Annotated in this window: 20 protein-coding genes; 17 read left to right on the top strand and 3 right to left on the bottom strand. The window is 42.0% G+C overall.

What is annotated here, in order from left to right:
- Positions 1-77: 77 nt before the first annotated feature.
- The 14 genes from BA81_RS11730 to BA81_RS11665 all read left to right on the top strand — a co-directional run bounded on the left by BA81_RS11730 (position 78) and on the right by BA81_RS11665 (position 16,678).
- Positions 78-425 carry a DUF5365 family protein gene (locus BA81_RS11730; protein WP_024425310.1) on the top strand — a complete coding sequence of 116 codons (348 nt, stop codon included), beginning with the start codon at positions 78-80 and terminating at the stop codon, positions 423-425.
- Positions 426-735: 310 nt separating this feature from the next.
- Positions 736-1,401, top strand: a complete 666-nt coding sequence (locus BA81_RS11725) for an HAD family hydrolase (RefSeq protein ID WP_034282284.1) — start codon at positions 736-738, stop codon at positions 1,399-1,401.
- A gap of 15 nt (positions 1,402-1,416) precedes the next feature.
- Positions 1,417-2,955 carry a bifunctional GNAT family N-acetyltransferase/carbon-nitrogen hydrolase family protein gene (locus tag BA81_RS11720; protein ID WP_034282283.1) on the top strand — a complete coding sequence of 513 codons (1,539 nt, stop codon included), beginning with the start codon at positions 1,417-1,419 and terminating at the stop codon, positions 2,953-2,955.
- 128 nt (positions 2,956-3,083) lie between these two features.
- Positions 3,084-3,500, top strand: a complete 417-nt coding sequence (locus BA81_RS11715) for a VOC family protein (RefSeq protein WP_034282281.1) — start codon at positions 3,084-3,086, stop codon at positions 3,498-3,500.
- A gap of 80 nt (positions 3,501-3,580) precedes the next feature.
- Entirely contained in the window at positions 3,581-4,498 is a 918-nt protein-coding gene (locus BA81_RS11710) for an AEC family transporter (protein ID WP_034282279.1), read from the top strand.
- 33 nt (positions 4,499-4,531) lie between these two features.
- Positions 4,532-6,124 carry a PucR family transcriptional regulator gene (locus BA81_RS11705; protein WP_034282277.1) on the top strand — a complete coding sequence of 531 codons (1,593 nt, stop codon included), beginning with the start codon at positions 4,532-4,534 and terminating at the stop codon, positions 6,122-6,124.
- A 255-nt stretch (positions 6,125-6,379) separates the two neighbouring features.
- Positions 6,380-7,720, top strand: coding sequence for an aspartate aminotransferase family protein (locus tag BA81_RS11700; RefSeq protein WP_034282275.1), 1,341 nt, complete (start codon positions 6,380-6,382; stop codon positions 7,718-7,720).
- 167 nt (positions 7,721-7,887) lie between these two features.
- On the top strand, positions 7,888-8,445 hold the full coding sequence (locus tag BA81_RS11695; protein ID WP_024425304.1) for a glycerol-3-phosphate responsive antiterminator: 558 nt from the start codon (positions 7,888-7,890) through the stop codon (positions 8,443-8,445).
- Between the two features lie 215 nt (positions 8,446-8,660).
- A complete protein-coding gene (locus BA81_RS11690; RefSeq protein WP_024425303.1) occupies positions 8,661-9,476 on the top strand; it encodes an MIP/aquaporin family protein in 816 nt (271 codons plus the stop codon).
- Between the two features lie 15 nt (positions 9,477-9,491).
- Complete coding sequence (glpK, locus tag BA81_RS11685) at positions 9,492-10,988, top strand: glycerol kinase GlpK (protein WP_034282273.1); 1,497 nt, start codon at positions 9,492-9,494, stop codon at positions 10,986-10,988.
- A gap of 140 nt (positions 10,989-11,128) precedes the next feature.
- Positions 11,129-12,790: a glycerol-3-phosphate dehydrogenase gene (gene glpD / locus BA81_RS11680; RefSeq protein ID WP_034282271.1), complete on the top strand. Its 1,662-nt coding sequence runs from the start codon at positions 11,129-11,131 to the stop codon at positions 12,788-12,790.
- Positions 12,791-12,984: 194 nt separating this feature from the next.
- Positions 12,985-14,730: a phospho-sugar mutase gene (locus BA81_RS11675; RefSeq protein ID WP_034282270.1), complete on the top strand. Its 1,746-nt coding sequence runs from the start codon at positions 12,985-12,987 to the stop codon at positions 14,728-14,730.
- A 155-nt stretch (positions 14,731-14,885) separates the two neighbouring features.
- Positions 14,886-16,031: a GAF domain-containing sensor histidine kinase gene (locus tag BA81_RS11670; RefSeq protein ID WP_034282268.1), complete on the top strand. Its 1,146-nt coding sequence runs from the start codon at positions 14,886-14,888 to the stop codon at positions 16,029-16,031.
- Positions 16,028-16,678: a response regulator gene (locus BA81_RS11665; protein ID WP_034282267.1), complete on the top strand. Its 651-nt coding sequence runs from the start codon at positions 16,028-16,030 to the stop codon at positions 16,676-16,678. The genes BA81_RS11670 and BA81_RS11665 overlap by 4 nt, the downstream gene beginning before the upstream one ends.
- Before the next feature lie 374 nt (positions 16,679-17,052).
- On the opposite strand, the gene BA81_RS11660 is transcribed toward BA81_RS11665, so the two are convergent.
- The gene (locus BA81_RS11660; protein ID WP_024426598.1) at positions 17,053-17,301 is read right to left on the bottom strand and encodes a YhdB family protein; all 249 of its coding nucleotides are present in this window, start codon (positions 17,299-17,301) and stop codon (positions 17,053-17,055) included.
- A gap of 248 nt (positions 17,302-17,549) precedes the next feature.
- Between BA81_RS11660 and BA81_RS11655 the strand changes: the two genes are divergently transcribed.
- Positions 17,550-17,813, top strand: coding sequence for a YqzG/YhdC family protein (locus tag BA81_RS11655; protein WP_227001728.1), 264 nt, complete (start codon positions 17,550-17,552; stop codon positions 17,811-17,813).
- 110 nt (positions 17,814-17,923) lie between these two features.
- Here BA81_RS11655 and BA81_RS11650 read toward each other — a convergent pair whose 3' ends face one another.
- Both BA81_RS11650 and BA81_RS11645 read right to left on the bottom strand, forming a co-directional pair.
- Positions 17,924-19,399 (bottom strand): catalase, encoded by a 1,476-nt coding sequence (locus BA81_RS11650; protein ID WP_034282264.1) that lies wholly within the window; start codon positions 19,397-19,399, stop codon positions 17,924-17,926.
- A 159-nt stretch (positions 19,400-19,558) separates the two neighbouring features.
- The gene (locus tag BA81_RS11645) at positions 19,559-19,990 is read right to left on the bottom strand and encodes an Rrf2 family transcriptional regulator (protein ID WP_034282262.1); all 432 of its coding nucleotides are present in this window, start codon (positions 19,988-19,990) and stop codon (positions 19,559-19,561) included.
- A gap of 183 nt (positions 19,991-20,173) precedes the next feature.
- On the opposite strand from BA81_RS11645, the gene BA81_RS11640 reads away from it, so the two are divergent.
- Both BA81_RS11640 and BA81_RS11635 read left to right on the top strand, forming a co-directional pair.
- Entirely contained in the window at positions 20,174-21,373 is a 1,200-nt protein-coding gene (locus tag BA81_RS11640) for a globin domain-containing protein (protein ID WP_034282260.1), read from the top strand.
- A 67-nt stretch (positions 21,374-21,440) separates the two neighbouring features.
- A complete protein-coding gene (locus tag BA81_RS11635; protein WP_369810444.1) occupies positions 21,441-22,862 on the top strand; it encodes a SpoVR family protein in 1,422 nt (473 codons plus the stop codon).
- Positions 22,863-22,879 lie beyond the last annotated feature (17 nt).

Below are 22,879 nucleotides of genomic sequence, written 5' to 3'. Positions count from 1 at the left end.
AAACACTTACCTTGGCGAACGCCTTTTTTTCTGTGCTATTCTGAATGGAGAACTAACGACAGAGAGGTAGATGCCACGTGAGAATAATGAAAGCTGCTACAGACCTGCAAGAGCAGGCAATTGAAGAAATATCAAAGGATGTTGAAGATCTTCTATCCCATGCTGTCGGTGAAAACCCAGCTGCGCGTCAACAAGAACGCCCGCTGACCTTTGTTGAAGGGGTTTATAACGGAACGATGGACGATGCTTTTCGTATTTTATCGGGACTTCAGCTATTACATACCATTATTGTAAAACCTAAACGCCATATTACAAAGCGTGATCGTGAGCTATTCGAGCGAAACCGTGAGCAGGTCAATGCATGCGGCTTTTCTTTTCCGTTTGATTTAGACGATTTTGCCAGCCGCCGCCTTCAAAATGCGTAAAAGTTGGTGTGAACTTCCTTGTTAACTTACAAGGCTGCCGCACATACTATTTTTAAGGGAACGGAGAAACCTTTAGATCTGTAATACCAAACCCGCTCTTTTTCAACATTGCCTATTTCTCCACGAATCGGAGCGCTTGGACCTCTTGCAGAATAAACCGAACACGGGTAGGAGCCTGACAAAATGGTACAGGCTCCTTTTATACATAATTATTTTAGCAGACATTCATCTTTGAAAGTCAATTTTATTCACGATATGATAGCATTGAGTATCATATTAAAGACTTTCGTAAAAAAAAGGAGTGGCCTCGTTGGTAAAGGCGATTATATTTGATTTTGACGGATTAATTTTAGATACAGAAACACATGAATATGAAGTTTTACAAGAAATGTTTGCAGAGCATGAGTCGGAACTGCCTCTTTCTGTATGGGGCAACGTCATCGGGACGCAGGCGGGCTTTAAGCCTTTTGAATACTTAGAAAAGCAGCTAGGAAAGACGCTCGATCATGAGGCACTCACAGCGGACCGGCGTTCTCGTTTTCAAAAGAGAATGAAGGATGAATCAGCACGACCTGGCGTAGAAGCTTATTTACAGGCAGCGAAGGAGCTTGGAATCAAGATTGGACTTGCTTCCAGCTCAGACTATAAATGGGTGTCTGATCACCTGAAGCAAATCGGTCTTTTCGATTACTTTGAATGTATCCGTACGTCAGATGATGTGGAAGAAGTCAAACCTCATCCAGAGCTTTATTTGCAAACCGCAAGCTGCTTAGGTGTAGAGCCAAAGGATTGTGTGGCATTTGAGGATTCAGTGAATGGATCAATTGCTGCCAAACGTGCAGGCATGAAATGCGTCATCGTCCCAAACAAAGTGACGAGCACGCTGCAGTTTGAAGAATATGATGTCAGATTAGAATCCATGGCTGAAATCGAATTGCTCCAGCTATTCCATCAGCTTGAAAAAGAGGATCAGTAAGGGGGCAAAAACATCATGGCAGAAAAACTCGATTTAACGCGGTTTGAAAAAAGAATGGTGATCCGTAATATCCGGGAAGAAGATATTGATCGAATCATCGCCTTGCAGGAGGTATGCTTTCCGGGCATGGACCCTTGGAAACGAGAGCACCTTGAAAGCCATCTTGAGCATTTCCCAGAAGGTCAGTTTTGTGCTGAATTTGAGGGAGAAATCATTGGCTCTTGTTCAAGTTTATTAATTAACTTTGATGAATACGATGACCGTCATACTTGGCAGGACATCACAGATGATGGGTACATCACTAACCATAATCCAGATGGGATGAATATGTATGGAATTGAAGTGATGGTTAGTCCTGAATACCGCCGCATGAAAATTGGCCATCGTTTATATGAAGCAAGAAAAGACTTAGCTAGAAGATTAAATTTAAAAAGCATCATCATTGGCGGACGCATCCCGAATTATCATAAATACCAAGAGGAAATGACGCCTCGTCAATATGTGGAGCAGGTCATGCTTCACCAAATTTATGATCCTGTTTTATCTTTTCAGCTGTTAAATGAATTCAGCCTCATGCGGATCAATCCGAATTACTTGCCGGATGATAAGGCATCCAGCACATATGCGACGTTAATGGAATGGAATAATGTTGATTATCGTCCGCAATCGAAAAGATTTTATAAATCGGCGTTCCCAGTTCGCATTTGCGTCATTCAATATGCGATGAAACAAATTCATTCCTTCGAGGAATTTATGAATCAGGTGGAGTATTATGTTGATGTCGCATCAGATGCGTCAGCTGACTTTGCCGTATTCCCAGAAATTTTTACAACGCAGCTCATGTCTTACTTAGAGGAGCGCTCCCCAAGTCTTGCAGTTCAGCGGATCACGGAATATACCGAGGATTACATTAATTTGTTTACAGACCTTTCTGTGAAGTACAACATTAACATCATCGGCGGATCACATTTCGTTGAAGAGGAAGGGAAAATCTACAATATCGCTTATTTATTTAGACGAGATGGAACGATTGAAAAGCAATATAAGCTCCATATCACTCCGAATGAAAGAAAATGGTGGGGGATTTCAGCAGGTGATCAAGTTCGGGTATTTGATACAGACTGCGGTAAAATTGCGATCCAAATTTGCTATGATATTGAATTTCCAGAGCTTGCTCGGATTGCAGCTGATAAAGGAGCGAAAATTATCTTTACGCCGTTCTGTACAGAAGACCGCCAAGGCTATTTAAGAGTGCGTTACTGTGCACAGGCTAGAGCGGTTGAAAATCAGATTTATACCGTGATCTCAGGAACTGTCGGAAACCTTCCGCAAACCGAAAATATGGATGTCCAATATGCACAGTCAGCAATTTTTGCGCCATCTGACTTTGAATTTGCAAGAGATGGGATTGTAGGTGAGTGTAATCCGAATATAGAAATGGTTGTCGTTGGCGATGTCGATTTAGAAATTTTAAGAAGACAGCGGCAAGATGGAACGGTACGTCAGCTCAAAGACCGAAGAAGAGACGTGTACCATATTGAATATAAGAAATAATGAAAGGAAGCGCCTATTGTTGAGGCGCTTCTTTTTGATGACATCAGATTTTTTCAATTGACAAAGGGATGCTGGAGAAAAAGCCGAATATACTGAAAGGAGATTATGTGTTCAAAAAGGAGAGGAACATGGGGCGACAATCTAAACATTTGTATATCAATTTGCCGGTAAATCATGTGAAGGAATCTATCGCTTTTTTTGAGCGGCTGGGTTTTGACTTTGAGCAGCAGTTCACGAATGATCAGGCGGCCTGTTTGGTCATTGATGACACGATCACCGTCATGCTGTTATCTCTTAGGCATTTTCAATCCATTTCAGAGAAACAATTAGTGGATGCAAAAAAAGCATCAGAGGTGATAATCTCTATGCGCGTTCATTCACGGGAAGAGGTCGATGAGCTGGTGGAGCAGGCGATGGCAGCAGGCGGGTCACCGTTTAAGGAAAAGCAGGATCATGGGTACATGTATGGCTGGAGCTTTCAGGATCTTGATGGTCATTTGTGGGAAGTGTTCTATTTGGATGAAGAGAGAAGCGGCCTTTCATAAGGGTGCTTCTTTTTTATTGTTTAGCAGTGGTATGATTATGAGGAAGAATAGGAATTCATCTAGAGAAAAGTAGGTGCAGCATGGAGTTTTTAATTGTCTTACTGCCAGTGTTCGGTATCTTTCTTATCGGGTATATTGGGCAGAAGGCCATTGGTTTTGACATACATACGCTCTCATCAATGTCTTTATATTTAATGTCACCATTTCTTGCGTTTGAAACCTTTTATCAAAACAAAGTATCGATGGACTATGTGTACCTATCTATTTTTGTCGTCGGACTTTGTCTTTCACTTGTTTTATGCGTTTTTATTTTATCTCGTATTTATGGTTATTCGAATGAAATGTATTGTGCCATGATTCTGTCGTCAGCATTTATGAACAATGGGAATTACGGCACACCCGTTGTCCTGCTTGTCTTCGGAGCTGCTGGTTTAGATATTGCCATCGTTTTAATGGTACTGCAGCAGCTTGTCATGAGTACAATCGGTATGTATTATGCAGCAAAGGGCGGAGAGGATGCAGGAGATGGAAAGGTTGTGCTGAAAAAAGTGCTGCGTATGCCTGTTGCATATGGGGCACTCCTCGGGCTATTATTTCAGCTGCTTGATCTTTCATTACCTAAAGAGGTGATGACGGGTGTCCAGCTTGTGGGGGATGCCGCCATACCGACGATTATGCTTATTTTAGGCATGCAGCTCGCCGTCATTTCTTTTAAGCAAGTGGATTATCGAAATATTTCTTATGCTGTATTGCTGAAGCTGTTTATCTCACCTCTCATCGCATTTGGTTTTACGCTCATTTTACCGGTAGATGATTTGGTGAAACAAATTATGATCTTAGTTGCAGCCATGCCGACAGCAGCAAATACCACGCTGATGGCTGTACAATTTCGAACGAAGCCTGAGTTTGTCTCAAGCACGACATTTCTCAGTACCGTTTTAAGCATCGTGACATTACCAGTTTTATTATGGATTTTATCTATGCACCCTCTGGGATAGGGGATAGGCGGCAAAACAAAGGGGGACATATCAATGAATGCAGATGTTCATTTTCAAGTGAGTGATGTGTTGAAAACAAAGTATTTTGCCCATGCAAAAGTGTTAGCAGGAGAAAAGGGATTGTTTCGGCAGGTCAAATGGGTCCATGTGCTAGAAGTGCCTGCTGTAGAAGATTTGTTAAATGGGGGAGAGCTCATACTAACAACAGCCGCAGGCTTTCATGATCAATTGGATGTGTTTCAAGCATTTTTAAAACAGCTGATCGATTCTGGTGCGGCAGGCTTGTGTATTGAATTTGTTCCGCTCAGATTCGATGTGCCGGAAGAACTGATTGCGTATGCAGAAGAAAGAGATTTTCCGCTGATTCTGTTTACAAAAGAAGTGAAATTCGTCAACATTACACAGCATCTCCATACGAGGATGATTGAACGCCAGTATCAAATGATGGCTGATTTAGAAGCACTGTCATCAAAGCTGAATGAGCTTTTATTGACTCCCCATCCGCAGATGGATATTTTGGATCAAGTGTATCAGCACGTAAGGGGCATTCTTTTACTCATTCCTGTTCAGGGGGAGCCGATTATTTTATGTGATTCCTCTAAACAAACCGAAGAGCTGGTCATGAATTATTTACAGTTTGCTTCCTTGCCAAAAGGATATGAAGTGACCAAAAAAGAAGTGCTTGCACTCAAGCAGACATTTGCAGACCTTGTGCTCATTCATCAAACAAACACACTCTCAGAATTCGAACTGCTCGTTATGGATAAAGGAGCAAATGCTCTTGCCCAGCAAACGCTAAGAGAGCTTTATACAGAAGAATTGAAGAAGACAAAAGAGAACGAATGGCTGCAAAAATGGTTCCAAGAAGAGCATTCAGAAAGAGATATTTTAGAGCATCTTGAAGAAACAGAAGGATTGAAAAAACCAACCGGCTGTGTGGTCATGCTCTTTCAAAAGAATCATCAAATCGAAGAAATTGCAGGAAATCTTTATTTTCTCGTATCGTGCCGCTCCATCTTTCAGCGAGCAGGTTTCCACTTGATTCCGTATGAGCATCAAGGACAAACCTTGTTTATTTTATTGAACACGAGAAAGAAGGAGGACTGGAAAGAGCGTGCAGAGAAGGCGGCAGCTGACATCAAACAATTGTATGATCGGGAGCAGCCACGAGGAACTGTGATCAATTTTGGCATCGGTCCATATTGTGAACAGTTTCAGCATATGAGAAAAAGCTTTCAGGCAGCCAAGGAAGTGCTGCATATAAAGAAAGTGATGCCCCAGCGGGTGGAAAGCCCATTTTATCAAGATTTGCATATGCTCCGTCTTATGCCTGTCATGCAGGAAAGCGGACTGCTTGAATGTATGGTGAAAGAGTATTTGGAGCCTGTGATTTTATATGATAAGCAAAATAGCGGAAGACTCTATCAAACGCTGAATATCTTTTTACAGACAAACGGTTCTAAAAAGGAAACTGCAAGCCGGCTCTATATTGTCAGGCAGACCCTTTATCATAGACTCGATAAACTGCATGCATTGCTTGGTGAGGATATGATGCAGGCACCGAAACGACAGGCGCTTGAATTTGCGATTCTTGCATATGAATTCCTGCAAGGAAATCGTCGTTAACAACGTATGTTAGATTTGCTAAGGCAACCGAGTAGAGTGTCTTATGGTTCTTTTCAATCAGTTGACGATCTGTCTAATGTAATCAGCCCGTCCCCTTTTTTATAATGAAAGTAACGATTGGTTCTCTCTTACGGGCGGCCTAGTTTCAGTTTCATATGCCTCCCTTTTCATCCATATAATGAATGGAGAGGCAGTGTGCTGCTGAACCGGTCTAAGCTTCTTTAATGATGAAAACGGATACATGGGGGCGGGAAGATGAAAATACATGAGCAGGCTCAAAATCTTCAGGCGAAAGATGATCAGTTGATCTGGCACCATATGAAAGGGACAAACAAGGAAAATGAAAGCATGGTCATTCACGAGGCAGAAGGCGCATGGGTGACTGATATTCATGGGAATCGATATTTAGACGGGATGTCAGGTCTTTGGTGTGTAAATGCCGGTTATGGCAGAAAAGAGCTGGCAGAAGCTTCATATAAGCAGCTAAATACAATGCCTTACTATCCGCTGACGCAAAGCCATGTGCCAGCGATTCAGCTGGCTGAAAAGCTAAATGAATGGCTTGGCGGGGACTATGTCATCTTCTTTTCTAACAGCGGTTCTGAAGCCAATGAAGCCGCATTTAAGATCGCCAAACAATATCATGCGCAAAAAGAAGAGAGCACAAGAACAAAGTTCATCTCCAGGTATCGGTCGTATCACGGCAATACAGCAGCAGCCCTTGCCGCAACGGGGCAGGCGCAGCGTAAATATAAATATGAACCATTAGGTCAAGGCTTTATCCATGTCGCACCGCCTGATATGTATCGTCATCCTGAGGATCAAGATACATTGGCAAGTGCAGCGGCAATCGATCAAGCCATGACGTGGGAACTAAGTGAGACCATTGCTGGGGTCATTATGGAGCCGATTATTACAGGCGGCGGTATCTTAATGCCTCCGAAAGGGTATTTGAAGAAGGTCAAAGACATCTGTGAGGCTCATGGAGCGCTTCTCATTGTGGATGAAGTCATCTGCGGATTTGGCCGGACAGGGAAGCGGTTTGGTTTTATGCATGAGGAAGTAAAGCCGGACATTATCACAATGGCAAAAGGGATCACAAGCGGCTACTTACCTCTTTCTGCAACGTGCGTGAAACGAGAAATTTATGAAGCGTACGCAGGGGAAGATACGTATGACAGGCTGCGCCATGTAAATACATTTGGCGGTCACCCTGCTTCTTGTGCGGTTGCACTTGCCAACCTAGAGATCATGGAAAACGAGAAATTAGTAGAACGGTCTGACACGCTTGGGCAAGACATGCTCGAACGTTTGCAAGAGTTAAAAGAGCATCCATTTGTCGGTGATGTCAGAGGGAAAGGCCTGCTGTTTGGAATTGAGCTTGTCCAGGATCAACAGTCCAAAAAACCAGCTGATCCACAGGTTGTCGGTCAATTGATTGCTGAATGTAAAAAACGCGGACTGATCATCGGGAAAAATGGTGATACGGTTGCCGGCTATAATAACGTTGCCCAGCTTGCACCTCCGCTAAATATAACAGCCGAAGACGCTTCGTTTATTATCAACACGCTAAAAGAAAGCATGGCACAGTTATAGCAGAGAGATTTCTCTGCTTTTTTCTGTGGAAAAAGCACATACATAGATCCAGTAAGATGCTGCTAGGTGAAATCAGCATTGGATACACTAGGTGTATTGAAAAATAGAAGAGATTCTATTACTGTTAGGAGAAGACTGAACCAATACACTTTAGAAGGAGACGGCATATGAGTTTTCATGATCAACCCATTCTACCTGCTGTTCGCAATATGAAGCAATTTGAGGAATTTTTAAAAAGTCCATTTACATACGGGGTGTTACTTGATGTCCATTTAGGCCGGCTAAAGGGCATCATGAATGAGGCAAATGCCCATCATAAAAAAATGTTTGTCCATGTCGATCTCATTCATGGGATCAAACATGATGAGTATGGAACGGAATTTATTTGTCAGGAAATGAAGCCGGCAGGAATTATTTCTACTAGGTCTTCTGTCATAGTAAAAGCTAAGCAAAAGAAGGTATATGCCATTCAGCGAATGTTTTTACTTGATACAAGTGCCATGGAAAAAAGCATGGAGTTCGTAGGGAAACATCGCCCAGATTTTATTGAAGTATTGCCAGGGGTTGTGCCGGATTTAATTACAGAAGTGCGCGAGCGAGCTGGTATTCCAATATTTGCAGGCGGGTTTATCCGCACAAAAGAAGATGTAGAAAGAGCACTTGAAGCAGGAGCTACAGCTGTGACAACATCGAATACAGCCCTTTGGAAAGCGTTCCAAAAGTGAAAAAGATAAAATGTGAAAATTGATTGACAACGTTTTCATCCTCTGATACTATAGCACTAAGTTAATATCATGTGATGGAGAAACGGAGATCCACAACAGCGCTTTACTAGGTGACAAATGACCCTGATGTAAAGTATGTTTGTTGTGGATCTTTTTTCTTTATCTATTTTTACACATTCATAGGGGATGGCAACTGAACCAGAGGAGGAATTTTCATGACACCATTTTGGGGTGAAGTCGTAGGTACAATGCTTCTCATTATTTTTGGAGGCGGTGTATGTGCGGCAGTCAATTTAAAGAAATCGCTCGCATATCAGTCCGGCTGGATTGTAATCGCTTTCGGATGGGGATTTGCAGTAGCCATAGCAGCTTATGCAACAGGTGGAATCAGCGGAGCGCATTTGAATCCAGCACTAACAATTGGGCTTGCGCTTGAAGGAAGTTTTCCTTGGGCTGACGTACCAATGTATATTGCCGGTCAAATGCTTGGCGCATTAATAGGAGCTATTATTGTCTTTTTACATTACTTACCGCACTGGAAAGCAACAGACGATCCAGGTGCAAAGCTGGGTGTATTCTCAACTGGTCCTGCGATTCCGCATACTTTTGCAAACGTACTTAGTGAAGTCATCGGTACATTTGTATTGGTTCTAGGAATCTTAGCGATTGGTGCAAATAAATTCGCAGACGGAATCAATCCGCTGATTGTTGGATTCTTAATTGTGGCAATTGGTCTTTCTTTAGGCGGAACAACTGGTTATGCAATCAATCCTGCACGTGATTTAGGTCCGAGAATTGCACATGCGATTCTGCCGATTCCAGGTAAAGGCCCATCGAATTGGAAGTATGCTTGGGTGCCAGTCGTTGGTCCAATTTTAGGCGGCGCATTTGGCGGTGTTTTCTACAATGCAGCCTTTAAAGCGAACATCACTCCAGCCTTTTGGATTGTAAGCGTTATTTTAGTTGTGGTATTGTTAGGACTCTATGTCTCTACGAAAAATCAAACAAATGCTGTAAATGAAAGTATGTAAGGGGAGGAAAACATCATGGCAAAAGAAAAATATATTCTCGCTTTAGATCAAGGGACAACAAGCTCAAGAGCGATCTTATTTGATCAAGAAGGCAAAATTGCTCATACAGCACAGAAGGAATTTAATCAATATTTTCCGAACCCAGGCTGGGTAGAACATAATGCAAATGAAATTTGGAGCTCTGTTCTATCCGTCATTTCAACTGCTTTAATTGAATCAGGCATTGAAGCAGATCAAATCGCCGGTATCGGAATTACGAACCAGCGTGAGACAGCAGTTGTTTGGGATAAACATACAGGCGCACCCGTTTATAATGCAATTGTTTGGCAGTCTAGACAAACGTCTGGCATTTGTGAAGAGTTAAAAGCGCAAGGACACAATGAAACGTTTAGAAATAAAACGGGTCTTCTCATTGATGCTTATTTCTCAGGGACAAAAGTAAAATGGATTTTAGATAATGTAGAAGGTGCTCGTGAGAAAGCAGAAAATGGCGACTTGCTGTTTGGCACAATTGATACATGGCTCATTTGGAAGATGACAGGCGGTCAATCACACGTCACAGATTACTCCAACGCGTCAAGAACATTAATGTTCAACATTTACGATCTGAAATGGGATGAAGAATTACTTGATATTCTTGGCGTACCTGCTTCTATGCTTCCAGAGGTGAAACCATCCTCACACATCTATGGTGAAACAACAGACTATCACTTCTTCGGCAGAAATATCCCGATTGCAGGAGCGGCGGGAGACCAGCAGTCTGCACTATTCGGTCAGGCTTGCTTTGAAGAAGGAATGGCGAAGAACACGTATGGTACAGGATGTTTCATGTTGATGAATACAGGGGAAAAAGCAATTAAGTCGGATCATGGTTTATTAACGACAATTGCATGGGGCATTGACGGTAAAGTTGAATATGCTTTAGAGGGAAGTATTTTCGTAGCTGGTTCAGCGATTCAGTGGCTGCGCGACGGACTGAGAATGTTTAAAGACTCAAAAGACAGCGAAGCCTATGCAAAGCGCGTTGAGTCAACAGAGGGCGTATATGTCGTTCCAGCATTCGTTGGTCTAGGCACACCATACTGGGACAGTGATGTCAGAGGCGCTGTATTCGGATTAACACGCGGTACTTCTAAAGAGCACTTTGTCCGTGCAACGTTAGAATCACTTGCTTATCAAACGAAGGATGTTTTAGATGCGATGGAAAAGGATTCAAACATCTCATTAAAAACGTTGCGTGTGGATGGCGGAGCTGTAAAGAATGATTTCTTAATGGGCTTCCAAAGTGATTTGCTGGATGTACCAGTAGAGCGTCCAGAAATTAATGAAACGACGGCACTCGGTGCGGCCTATCTTGCGGGAATAGCAGTTGGCTTCTGGAACGACCGTTCAGACATTGCAAAACAATGGAACCTTGACAAGCGCTTTGACCCTAAAATGGAAGAGGACAGCCGCGACTCGTTATACAGCGGGTGGAAAAAGGCTGTAAAAGCAGCTCAAGCTTTCAAATAAACCAAAAGTATGGTATACTTCAAAGTAAGTTAATAGAACGGTTGGAGAACTGGAGAGACCGCAGGCACCGAAGTGTAGAAATACGCTTTGGGTGTTTGCGGTCTCTTTTTCTTTACCGTACAACATGGGAGGAACAAGAGATGACTTTTTCTAGCTTAGAAAGAGAACAAATGCTGCAGGAAATGACAAAAAAACCATATGATGTGTTTATCATTGGTGGGGGTATAACAGGCGCTGGTACAGCACTTGACGCGGCTTCACGCGGAATGCGTGTCGGTCTTGCAGAAATGCAGGATTTCGCTGCAGGTACGTCTAGCCGCTCAACGAAACTAGTGCACGGCGGACTTCGTTATTTAAAACAATTTGAAGTGAAAATGGTCGCAGAGGTCGGTAAAGAGCGTGCCATTGTATACGAAAATGGTCCTCATGTCACAACGCCAGAATGGATGCTTCTTCCGATGCATAAAGGCGGGACATTTGGTAAGTTTTCAACCTCTATTGGGCTTAGAGTGTATGACTTTTTAGCTGGCGTAAAGCATAGCGAACGCAGAAGCATGCTAAGTGCAAAAGAAACACTTGAAAAAGAACCGCTTGTCAAAAAGGACGGCTTAAAAGGCGGCGGCTACTATGTTGAATACCGTACAGATGATGCACGCCTCACAATCGAAGTCATGAAAGAGGCTGTGAAATTTGGAGCGGAGGCGGTCAACTATGCGAAAGTAAAAGAATTTATTTATGATAAAGGCAAAGTGGTTGGTGTTGTCATTGAAGATGTCATGACACAGAAAACCTACGATGTGTATGCGAAGAAGATCGTCAATGCGACAGGTCCATGGGTAGATCAGCTGAGAGACAAGGACCACTCAAAAGAAGGAAAACATTTACAGCATACAAAAGGAATTCACTTAGTATTTGACCAATCGGTCTTTCCATTAAAACAAGCGATTTACTTTGACACACCTGATAAACGTATGGTCTTTGCCATTCCAAGAGAAGGCAAAACGTACGTTGGAACAACAGATACAGTGTACAAGAAACAGCTGGAGCACCCGCGTATGACAAAGGCCGATCGTGACTATGTCATCCAAGCGATTCAGTACATGTTCCCTGATCTCAATATTACAGAAAAAGATGTAGAATCCAATTGGGCCGGTCTTCGTCCGCTCATTCATGAAGAGGGCAAGGATCCTTCAGAAATTTCTCGTAAAGATGAAGTGTGGACATCATCTTCAGGCTTAATCACCATTGCTGGCGGTAAATTAACAGGCTACCGTAAAATGGCTGAGCATATTGTCGATCTAGTACGTGATGGACTGAAACAGGAAACGGGCAAAGATTATGGACCGTGTAAAACAAAACATATGCCAATCTCAGGCGGCCATGTAGGCGGATCTAAAAACATGGCAGCCTTTGTTCAAGCGAAAACAGCAGAAGGTGCATCTGTTGGTTTAACAGAACCGATTGCACAAAAACTAGCTGAAAAATATGGCTCAAATGTCAGCAGTCTCTTCAAACGTGTCGAGCAGCTTCAAGGGGAAGCAGACAAACGAAATATTCCAGCGTATGTACTGGCAGAGCTTGTCTATGCGATTGAAGAAGAATTAGCCGTTACTCCTGTTGACTTCTTCTTAAGAAGAACAGGAAGCCTATTATTTAATATCAATTGGGCAAAAAAATATGCACAGCCAGTCATCGATTATATGGCAGAACGTTTTGGCTGGGATGAAGCAGCAAAACAGAAATATCAAACAGAATTAGATCAACTATTCCATGAAGCAGTCGTACCGCTTGATGCTGAATAAAAAGAAGACAAAGGGCTAAAGCAAGATCATTTTAACCCTTTGTGAACAAACTGAAAGCCGATCATGTATCGGCTTTTTTTATTTGTGCAGCATTTTTTCCAACTGCTAATGATATAGCATGACATAAAGGATGATTCCATATAAAATAACAGTAGATGTTATTTTATTGATGATAAGAGCTGGGGAGGACGACCATGAGTTGGAAGACGAATTATGAGCGATGGATCAATGAGAAGCACCTGGATACTGAACTAAAGGAATGGCTGGAGACGCATCAAGATGACCACCAGGCCCTTGAAGACTGTTTCTACAAAAACCTTGAGTTCGGCACTGGAGGAATGCGCGGTGAGATTGGTGCAGGCACGAACCGAATGAATGTGTACACTGTTCGTAAAGCATCAGCAGGTCTTGCTGCGTATATTGCGAAACATGGAGAGGATGCAAAAAGAAGAGGCGTCGCCATTGCATATGATTCACGCCATAAATCGCCTGAATTTGCAATGGAAGCAGCCAGAACACTTGCTTCACAGGGCATTCAAACGTACGTATTTAATGAATTGCGTCCGACACCAGAGCTCTCCTTTGCGGTTCGTGAGCTGCATGCATTTGCTGGAATCGTCGTGACAGCAAGTCATAATCCACCAGAATATAATGGCTATAAAGTGTATGGTGAAGATGGCGGGCAGCTGCCTCCATTTGAAGCAGATCAAGTCATTCAAGAAGTAGATGCAATTGAAAATGAACTGTCGATTTCAGTTGATTCTGAAGAAACGTTGAAACAGCAAGGGCTGATCAAAATAATCGGAGAAGAAATCGACCATGCTTATATTGAAAAATTAAAAACTATTAGTGTGCACCCTGAGCTGGCACATGAGGTCGATGTCAAAGTCGTGTTTACTCCGCTTCATGGGACAGCCAATCACCCTGTCAGAAACGGGCTGCAGGCTCTTGGATATCAGCATGTCACTGTTGTGCCTGAGCAGGAAAAACCAGATCCACAATTCTCAACAGTGACCTCGCCGAATCCAGAGGAGCATGCAGCATTTGAGTACGCCATCAAGCTTGGTGAAAAACAAAATGCAGATATTCTCATTGCCACAGACCCAGACGCTGACAGGTTAGGCATTGCGGTCAGAGATCACGAAGGAGAATTTACTGTCTTAACAGGCAACCAGACAGGCGCCCTGCTGCTTCATTATTTATTGTCTGAAAAACAAAAGCTGGGTCAATTGCCGCCTCGTCCCGTTGTGATGAAAACCATTGTCACAAGTGAGCTTGGGCGCGCTGTAGCATCAGCTTTTGGTGCCGACACGATAGACACCCTCACAGGCTTTAAATTTATTGGAGAAAAAATTAAGCAGTTTGAAAAGAGCGGAGAATACACGTTTCAATTCGGTTATGAAGAGAGCTATGGCTATTTAATCGGTGACTTTGCCCGAGATAAAGATGCGGTGCAAGCGGCACTTTTAGCCGTTGAAGTTGCTGCTTTCTATAAAAAGCAGGGCAAGTCCTTGTACGATGCGCTTGTCGATATTTTTAAGCAATTTGGATTTTACCGGGAAGGATTAAAGTCGTTAACCTTAAAAGGAAAAGAAGGAGCAGAGCAGATTTCAGCGATCCTTCATACCTTTAGAACAAATCCGCCAGCTGCCATCGCAGGGCAGCGCATCACAGTGATTGAGGATTATCAATCAAGTCAAAGACAACTTGTGGCTGAAAAGAAAGAGGAAACCATTCACCTGCCAGCATCAAATGTGCTGAAATATTTCCTTGAGGATGGTTCGTGGTTCTGCTTAAGACCTTCCGGCACTGAGCCTAAAGTGAAATTTTATATTGCAGTCAAAGGCACGTCTTTAACAGATAGTGAAGAAAAGCTAAAGCATTTGTCAGAAGAAGTGATGAAAGTCGTTTATGATATTGTGGAAGAAACAGCGAAATAACGAAAGACAAGGCCATCGTGTATGAATGCATGATGGCCTTTTCTCAGCCAAAAGGATGAGAAGAAATCATTCTTTTGGAGAAAGAGCGACGAGGGGGCTCATGGTATAATGAGCGTAATGATAAGTGAAGGCTGCAAATGCCGGGGGTAAACAGTATGGGAGAATACCAAGAGAAGGTTGAAACATTAAAAACGTTAAAAGAAATTGCTGAAAAGCTAAATGAAGGCATGGAAATGAAAGAAACGCTCCATGAAGTGCTCCATATGCTGATGGATGTCACAGGCTTTCATTCAGCATGGATTTATTTTATAGAAAAAGACGGGTCATATGAACTGATGGCAGAGGTTTCCTTACCTGAAGCACTTGCAAAGCATCAAAAGCAGCTCATGTGTCAAAATGATTGTTATTGCATCAACCGATACACAAAAGGCTCGCTGCAATCAGCCACCAATATTATTAACTGCAAACGGATTGAAACGGCAATTGAAGAAAAGTTTGGGGATACAGAAGGAATTACTCATCATGCGACTGTACCGCTAAAAGCGTGTAAGCGTACGTTCGGCTTATTAAATGTGGCGGCAAAAGGAAAAGTCACATTTACGCAAGAGGAGCTGAATTTGCTTGAAAGCATTGCACTTCAAATTGGCACCGCCATTCAGCGGATGAAGCTTGTGCAAAATGAACAGCAGCACGCACTTCTGGAAGAAAGAAACCGGCTCGCACAGGACTTGCATGATTCTGTCAACCAAATGCTGTTCTCTGTGAGTCTGACTGCTAAGGCTGCACGGCAAATGACAAGCGATCAACATCTAGGGGAAATGATTGATTTTATTCAGCATTTGTCACAAGATGCTCTGATTGAAATGCGGTCACTCATTTGGCAGCTGAGACCCAGAGGCCTTGAAAAAGGGTTTACGACAGCAATTGAAGAGTATGCACAGCTTTTAGGATTACGCTGCACTTTATCTTTATCAGGCTGTATAGAAATGGACCATTCTCACAATGAAACTTTGTTTCGGGTATGTCAAGAAGCGCTCAATAACTGTCAAAAACATGCGGAAGTAGAAGAAGTCGAGGTCAAGCTTGAGCAATCAAAAGACACGTTGGAGATGAAAATCATTGACCACGGAAAAGGTTTTCAATATGACGAGCAGATGAGCCTTCCTTCACTTGGGCTGAAAGGGATGTCTGACCGCATCCGAAGAGCAGGTGGTACATTTTGTATCCATTCAGAGTTAGGTAAAGGAACTACGATTCATGTAAAAGTGCCATTTTCACAAGAAAGGAAGGGATCGTCATGAGAGTTGTCATTGCAGATGATCATCATATTGTGAGAAAAGGGCTTGTGTTTTTCTTGCAGACACAGTCTGATGTGGACATCGTTGGTGAGGCGTCCAATGGGCAAGAGGCATTAGAGGTTGTCAGAGAAACCCGGCCTGACATTGTCTTAATGGATTTGTCTATGCCTGTAATGAATGGCATTGAGGCAACGAAACAAATGACGCTGGAAATGCCGGACTCCCGCATTGTGATCCTGACAAGCTATGCGGATAAAGATTATGTCATTCCCGCCATTCAAGCAGGGGCGAAAGCCTATCAATTAAAGGATGTAGCACCAGAAAAGCTGCTTTCGACCATGATTGAAGTTCAAAATGGCACCTACCAGTTAGATGGTCATATCACGACCTTTCTCGTGCAGCATCTGACAGAGCCAAAAGAGCAGAAATGGGCATTGATGAAAGAGCTCACCAATAGAGAGCGAGATGTCTTATTTGAGATTGCAAAAGGCAAAAGCAACAAAGAAATTGCCTCATCGCTGTTTATTTCTGAAAAAACTGTCAAAACGCACGTATCTCATGTATTATCAAAATTAGAGCTGGCAGATCGAACCCAAGCGGCTCTGTATGCAGTGGATTATCAAAAAAATCAGCTGAAAGAGCTGCTATGACAGAAGGAGATCTAGGCGTCATGCTAAAACGTTTAAGCGCTCATTCAATTCAATGAATTGAATAAAAAAGAGAAGCATGAACAGTCTAATTTCTAATAGAAAAACCATAAAAGACTTGATGAGTGTATGCTCATCAAGTCTTTTTTTATTTTAAAGGAGGTGATGAACCGGTCAATCACAGGTGAATGTAAAATAGGAGGGGATCTAGTGGAGGCATATGAATTAGTAAGTGATTTTCGTCATGATGACAAATTAAAAGAGAACTTGAATAAGCTTGCGATCCATACATTATCTCTAACGCTTCCCATTACAGCGCACTGCTAATTGTATATAAAAGGGAAGGGCTAAAAAAAATTCATTTTAGCCCTTTTTCTTTATGTGTACATCGGTTGTGAATAAACTTCAGAAGCAGCAGCCTCTGAAGCATGATCAATGTACTGCAGGAGCCCATATAAACATTTTTCAACATCTGCATCGTTCCGGTTAAATTGATACGCATGTAAGAAATGCTCAATACGTTTCGAGAGCAAATCATCTTGCGTACGTACCATAAGAATAAGTAAATTATCCCATTGCGAGCGATGCGTATAATAAAGTGCTTTATCATAATCCGCCACATTCATTAAACCTTCTCCTTTCCCTTGAGAAGTCTTCATTAGTTTGCTCGGATCATATCGACTTTTTCAGGGGAAAAGTTGGTGTCCGCATCAATCGTGTACCGGGAATTATAGGCTGAATAATTGCTTCATGTATGAAAAAGGACAGGCTTGCTAAACCTAAACAAAACATATATGAAAGTGAGTTCAATGATATCATGCAGCCGAAATGGTGGATGCTTATTGCAGCAGGAATCGTTTTGCTTGGCAGTTTGATGATTCATCCTGCATCAAAAGCAGCGGTGCTGCCGTTTGAAAATTGGGAAAGACTTGCGTACACAGCGTTTAAAGATGAATATAAAGGTGCCGCTTTAAATGATTATCATTACATTGGCCGGACAGAAGTGAATGATGAGCAGACAAAAGATGTGTTTCGCGTCACTGTAAAGGAAGGATCAACTCGCTTTGCCGCACATGCAGAAATTTATTTTCATCCGGTGACTGGTCATTTGATTAGTATTAACGTGTTTCGACTATAAAGAAGCACCTTTTTTTGTAAAGGGTGCTCGAGGCGTTCAGTCAAAAAAGACAAAGGGCTAAAATAAAGATCATTTCAGCCCTTTGTCCAACAATTTTTTTCGAAATGGAATTACTTCATGCTACCTTGAAGATAAGCGCGAATATCCACACCAAGTGAATCTGCTAATCGCTGGCCGTAATCTTCATCGGCACGATAGAAGTTGCAGATTGCAAGTAATTTTGTTTGGTCATTCACATCTTTCAAATCAGCTGTGAGGTTTTTAATCAATGCTTGTTTCTCTTCTTCAGAGTAGCTTCGATATTTTTCTCCAGCTTGTTTGAAATCGTTCGGTTTTTCAATTTTTTGTCTCACCATACGGTCACCGTGAAGAACTGGCTCACTTTCTTTGTAGTGAGGGTTTTCTTTTGGCTGATCGGCATAGCGGTTTGGTTCATAGTTAATATGACCGCTTGGACGAGTCGTTGTCATAAAGCCATCCTGCTGGTTATTGTGTACAGGTGCATAAGGGCAGTTAACCGGAATGCGCATGTAGTTCGCACCAAGTCGGTGGCGCTGCGTATCAGGATATGAGAACAGACGGCCTTGAAGCAGTTTATCTTCAGATGCCTCAATTCCTGGAACAAATGCACTTGGCGTGAAAGCAGACTGTTCTGTTTCAGCAAAGAAGTTATCAGGATTGCGGTTGAGTGTCATGCGTCCTACTTTTTGAAGCGGGTAATCTTCCTCGCTCCACGTTTTTGTTGGGTCACATGGATCATAATCAAGTTCATCATAATCGCTAAGCGGCATAAGCTGAACATATAAGTCCCATGCTGGGAAGTTGCCTTTTTCAATGCGGTCATATAAATCTCTTGTCGCATGCTGGAAATCGTTTGCTTGAATTTCCGCTGCTTCTTCCATAGATAAGTTGCGAATACCTTCAGAAGGTCTCCAGTGATATTTTACATATTTTGCTTCGCCGTATTTATTCACCCATCTAAATGTATGCACACCAGAACCGCGCATTTCAGCATAGTTTGCAGGGATTCCTTCGTCAGAGAAAAGCCATGTGAGCATATGAGTGGATTCAGGCGTTAAGGTCATAAAATCCCAATAACGGTCAGGATCTTGAATATTGGTTACAGGATCTGGCTTGAGAGAGTGAACCATATCAGGGAATTTCAATGCATCACGAATAAAGAAGATCGGCAAGTTGTTACCAACGAGATCATAGTTGCCTTCTTCTGTATAAAATTTGACAGCAAAGCCGCGCGGGTCACGCAATGTTTCAGGTGAACCTTTCGGATGAATAACGGTGGAGAAGCGAACAAAAACGTCTGTTTGTTTTCCTTCTTCACTTAAGAAGGCTGCTTTTGTATGTTTCTCCATGCTGTTTTCTACTTCAAACACACCGTAAGCGCCGGCGCCTCTTGCATGAACGACGCGCTCTGGAATACGTTCACGATCAAAGTGTGCGAGTTTTTCAATCAAATGGTAATCATCAAGAAAGGTAGGTCCGCGGTGACCAGCTGTTCTTGAGTTTTGGTTATCGCCAACAGGCACGCCTTGGTTCGTTGTCAAATTTTTATGATTTGAATTTGTCATTCTTTTCTCCTCCTGTAAACAAAAAAGTGTTTTCTAGCAATCTATATACCCTAATTATATTGAATCAAACATGATAGTCAATATTTATTTATAATAATTTTAAATAAATTATTATTACAAGAAGGTAAAGAAAAAGACGAAAGAATAAATTCTTTCGCCTTAAAGCAGGAGCTCTCTAAGAGCATCTTTGTTTCGTGTTAAATCGTTTAGTGTGTATCGGTCTAGAACGCTTAAATAAGCAGTGAGTGCTTCATGAAGTACATGCTTTAATGAACAAATTGGGGAGATAATGCAGCTGTTTTTCTTTGGATCAAAGCATTCAACCATGACTAAATCATCCTCTGTATAACGGACAACCTCTCCAATATTAATGCTTTCTGGGCTTTTTCCAAGCCTGATCCCGCCATTTCTTCCGCGAATCGTTTCCACATACCCGCGTTTTCCAAGATGATAAATCACCTTCGTCAGATGATTTTTAGAAATGCCATAAACATCGGCGATCTGCTGAATATTTGACAGTTCATTATTTTCTCTCGAAGCTAAATAAATGAGTACCCTTAATGAGAAATCTGTGTAATTCGTAAGTTTCATTTTGACGACCTCTAAACCTAATAGAGTTTTGTATCATCGTAACACATTTTAGACAAAAACTGTTCGAGAAAGTGTAAAATGTGACAACATTTAAAACATGTATTATAAATATTGCTTTTAGAGACTGTCATCCATTACGATAAAGATGTATTTAAAATACTTCTTTTGAAAGAAGGAATGACGATGTTATCTAAAGATCAAATGAATGCAATAAAGCAATCAGCTCCTCTACTAAAAGCCGAGGGAACCAAACTTGTCACTGTTTTTTATCAAAATATGATTCGCCAGCACCCGGAGCTGCTCAATCAATTTAATAAAACAAATCTGATGAACGGAAGTCAGCCAGAGGCACTTGCTGCGACACTATATCAAGCTGCACTGCACATTGATCGATTAGAGGAATTACTTCCTGCGGTCAAACAAATTGCCCATAAGCATGTCAGTGTCATGGTCAAAAAAGAACAATACCCAATTGTCGGATATCACCTGATTGAAGCGATGAAAGATGTGTTTGGCTTAAGAGAAGAAGATGCCACTTTATTAGCTTGGAAAGCTGCATATGACATCATTGCGAATATTTTCATGACCATAGAAGCAGAAATGATGGATGAAAATGTGAAACAGACAGGCGGATGGGCAGATGTGAAGCCGTTTGTGATTAAGAAAAAGAAGCAAGAATCTCCATCGCTTATCTCTTTTTATTTAGTACCAGAAGATGAATCAGAGCTGCCATTGTATCAAGCAGGCCAATACATTACGGTTCAGGCAGATATGCCAGGAGAAGCCTATATGTGCAGCAGACAATATAGCTTATCAGACGAGCATCATCCATCTTATTACCGTATTACAGTGAAGCGTGATGGTCATGTGTCTACATTTTTGCATGATGAAATGGAAGAAGGGGACGTTCTTCAAGTGAGTATGCCGCAGGGAATGTTCTGCTTGCAAGGAGACACAAAAGAGCCTGTTTATTTCATCAGTGCTGGGTCTGGTGTCACTCCAATGATTGGTTTAGTAAAAACTGCCGCACAAAACAGCCAGACATTCACGATGATTCATGCAGATCGATTAGAGGATGTAAATGCTTTTGAAAATGAGTTTGAACGCGTTCTAGCTTCAGCTTCCCATGGGCGCATCATCCTATGTAACGAACAATTTGCGCAGTCTGGAAAGGGTGAGCTTGTTGAGAAAGCGTCTTCCCGCATTGACCGTCCATTTCTTCAATCGGTGATCGGAGAAGGGAAAGGCCAATTTTATCTATGCGGTTCCCCGGTGTTTACACAGGAGATCATTCATATTTTAAAAGAGCTTGGAATTCCATCGCGCAATATTCATTTCGAAGCATTTGGCGGGCAATCCACAAAAGAAATGGAAGTCGTCTAAACGGTTGGCGGAACATCATGTTTTTTTACATACGCTCATATAGTAGGGATAAGTCCGATGAGGAGGGATGGTTTCCTTGAGCGTATCTGAAAAACGTCTTTTACAAAGAGCGATTGATGAAATTACAGAAATTGCAGAAGGATTTGGTCTAGATTTTTATCCGATGAGGTATGAAATCTGTCCCGCGGAAATTATTTATACGTTCGGTGCATATGGAATGCCAACACGATTCAGCCACTGGAGCTTTGGGAAGCAATTTCATAAAATGAAGCTTCATTATGATTTAGGATTAAGCAAAATTTATGAACTGGTCATCAATTCAAATCCTTGCTACGCCTTTCTACTAGATAATAATACGCTCGTTCAAAATAAATTAATTGTGGCTCATGTATTGGCACACTGTGATTTCTTCAAAAATAATTGCCGTTTCCAAAACACAAAACGAGATATGGTCGAAAGCATGTCAGCAGCGGCAGAGCGGATCAAAGAATATGAGCATATCCACGGAACAAAAGAAGTCGAAGCCTTTTTAGATGCCGTATTGGCTATCCAGGAGCATATTGATCCGTCTCTTGTTCGATCAAAATTAAGCTGGAATATGGACGATGAAGAAAGTGAAGATGATAAACCAAAACGTCAAACGCCTTATGATGATTTGTGGGGAATGGATGAGCCGAAAATGCGTGAGAAAAAGAAAACCGTTAAGCAATTTCCGCCAAAGCCTGAAAAGGATCTTTTACTCTTTATTGAAGCGCATTCCCGGGAGCTGGAGCCATGGCAGCGGGATGTTCTTACCATGCTGAGAGAAGAAATGCTCTATTTTTGGCCGCAGCTGGAAACAAAGATTATGAATGAAGGCTGGGCATCGTATTGGCACCAGCGGATTATGCGGGAGCTTGATTTGGATTCAAGTGAATCGATAGAGTTTGCGAAATTAAATGCAGGTGTGGTGCAGCCATCTAAAACAGGCATCAATCCTTACTATTTAGGGCTGAAAATTTTTGAAGATATTGAAGAACGCTATAACAACCCATGTGAAGAATTAAAAAAAGCAGGGGTCAAAGAAGGATCTGGCCGCAGTAAAATGTTTGAAGTCAGGGAAATTGAATCGGATATTTCCTTTATTCGAAACTACTTAACGAAAGACCTTGTGATGAGAGAAGACTTGTACTTGTTTCAAAAGCAGGGGAGAGACTATAAAGTCATTGATAAAGAATGGAAGGCGGTTCGTGATCAGTTAGTCAGTATGAGAGTGAATGGCGGCTTTCCTTATTTGACCGTGATCGATGGCGACTATTTAAAAAATAACGAACTTTATATCAAGCATTGGTATGAAGGCATTGAACTTGATCTGAAATACTTAGAAAAAGTCCTTCCGTATTTATATCAGCTGTGGGGAAGAAGTGTGCATATCGAGTCAGTTCTTGAAGGAAAAGAAGTGATGTTTTCTTATGATGGAAAAGGGGTTCATAGGAAATATCTCGCTTAATGATCATAAAAAAAGAT

It is taken from the genome of Bacillus safensis FO-36b, from assembly GCF_000691165.1.
Lineage (GTDB): Bacteria > Bacillota > Bacilli > Bacillales > Bacillaceae > Bacillus > Bacillus safensis.
This window is presented reverse-complemented; position numbering and strand designations above follow the sequence as displayed.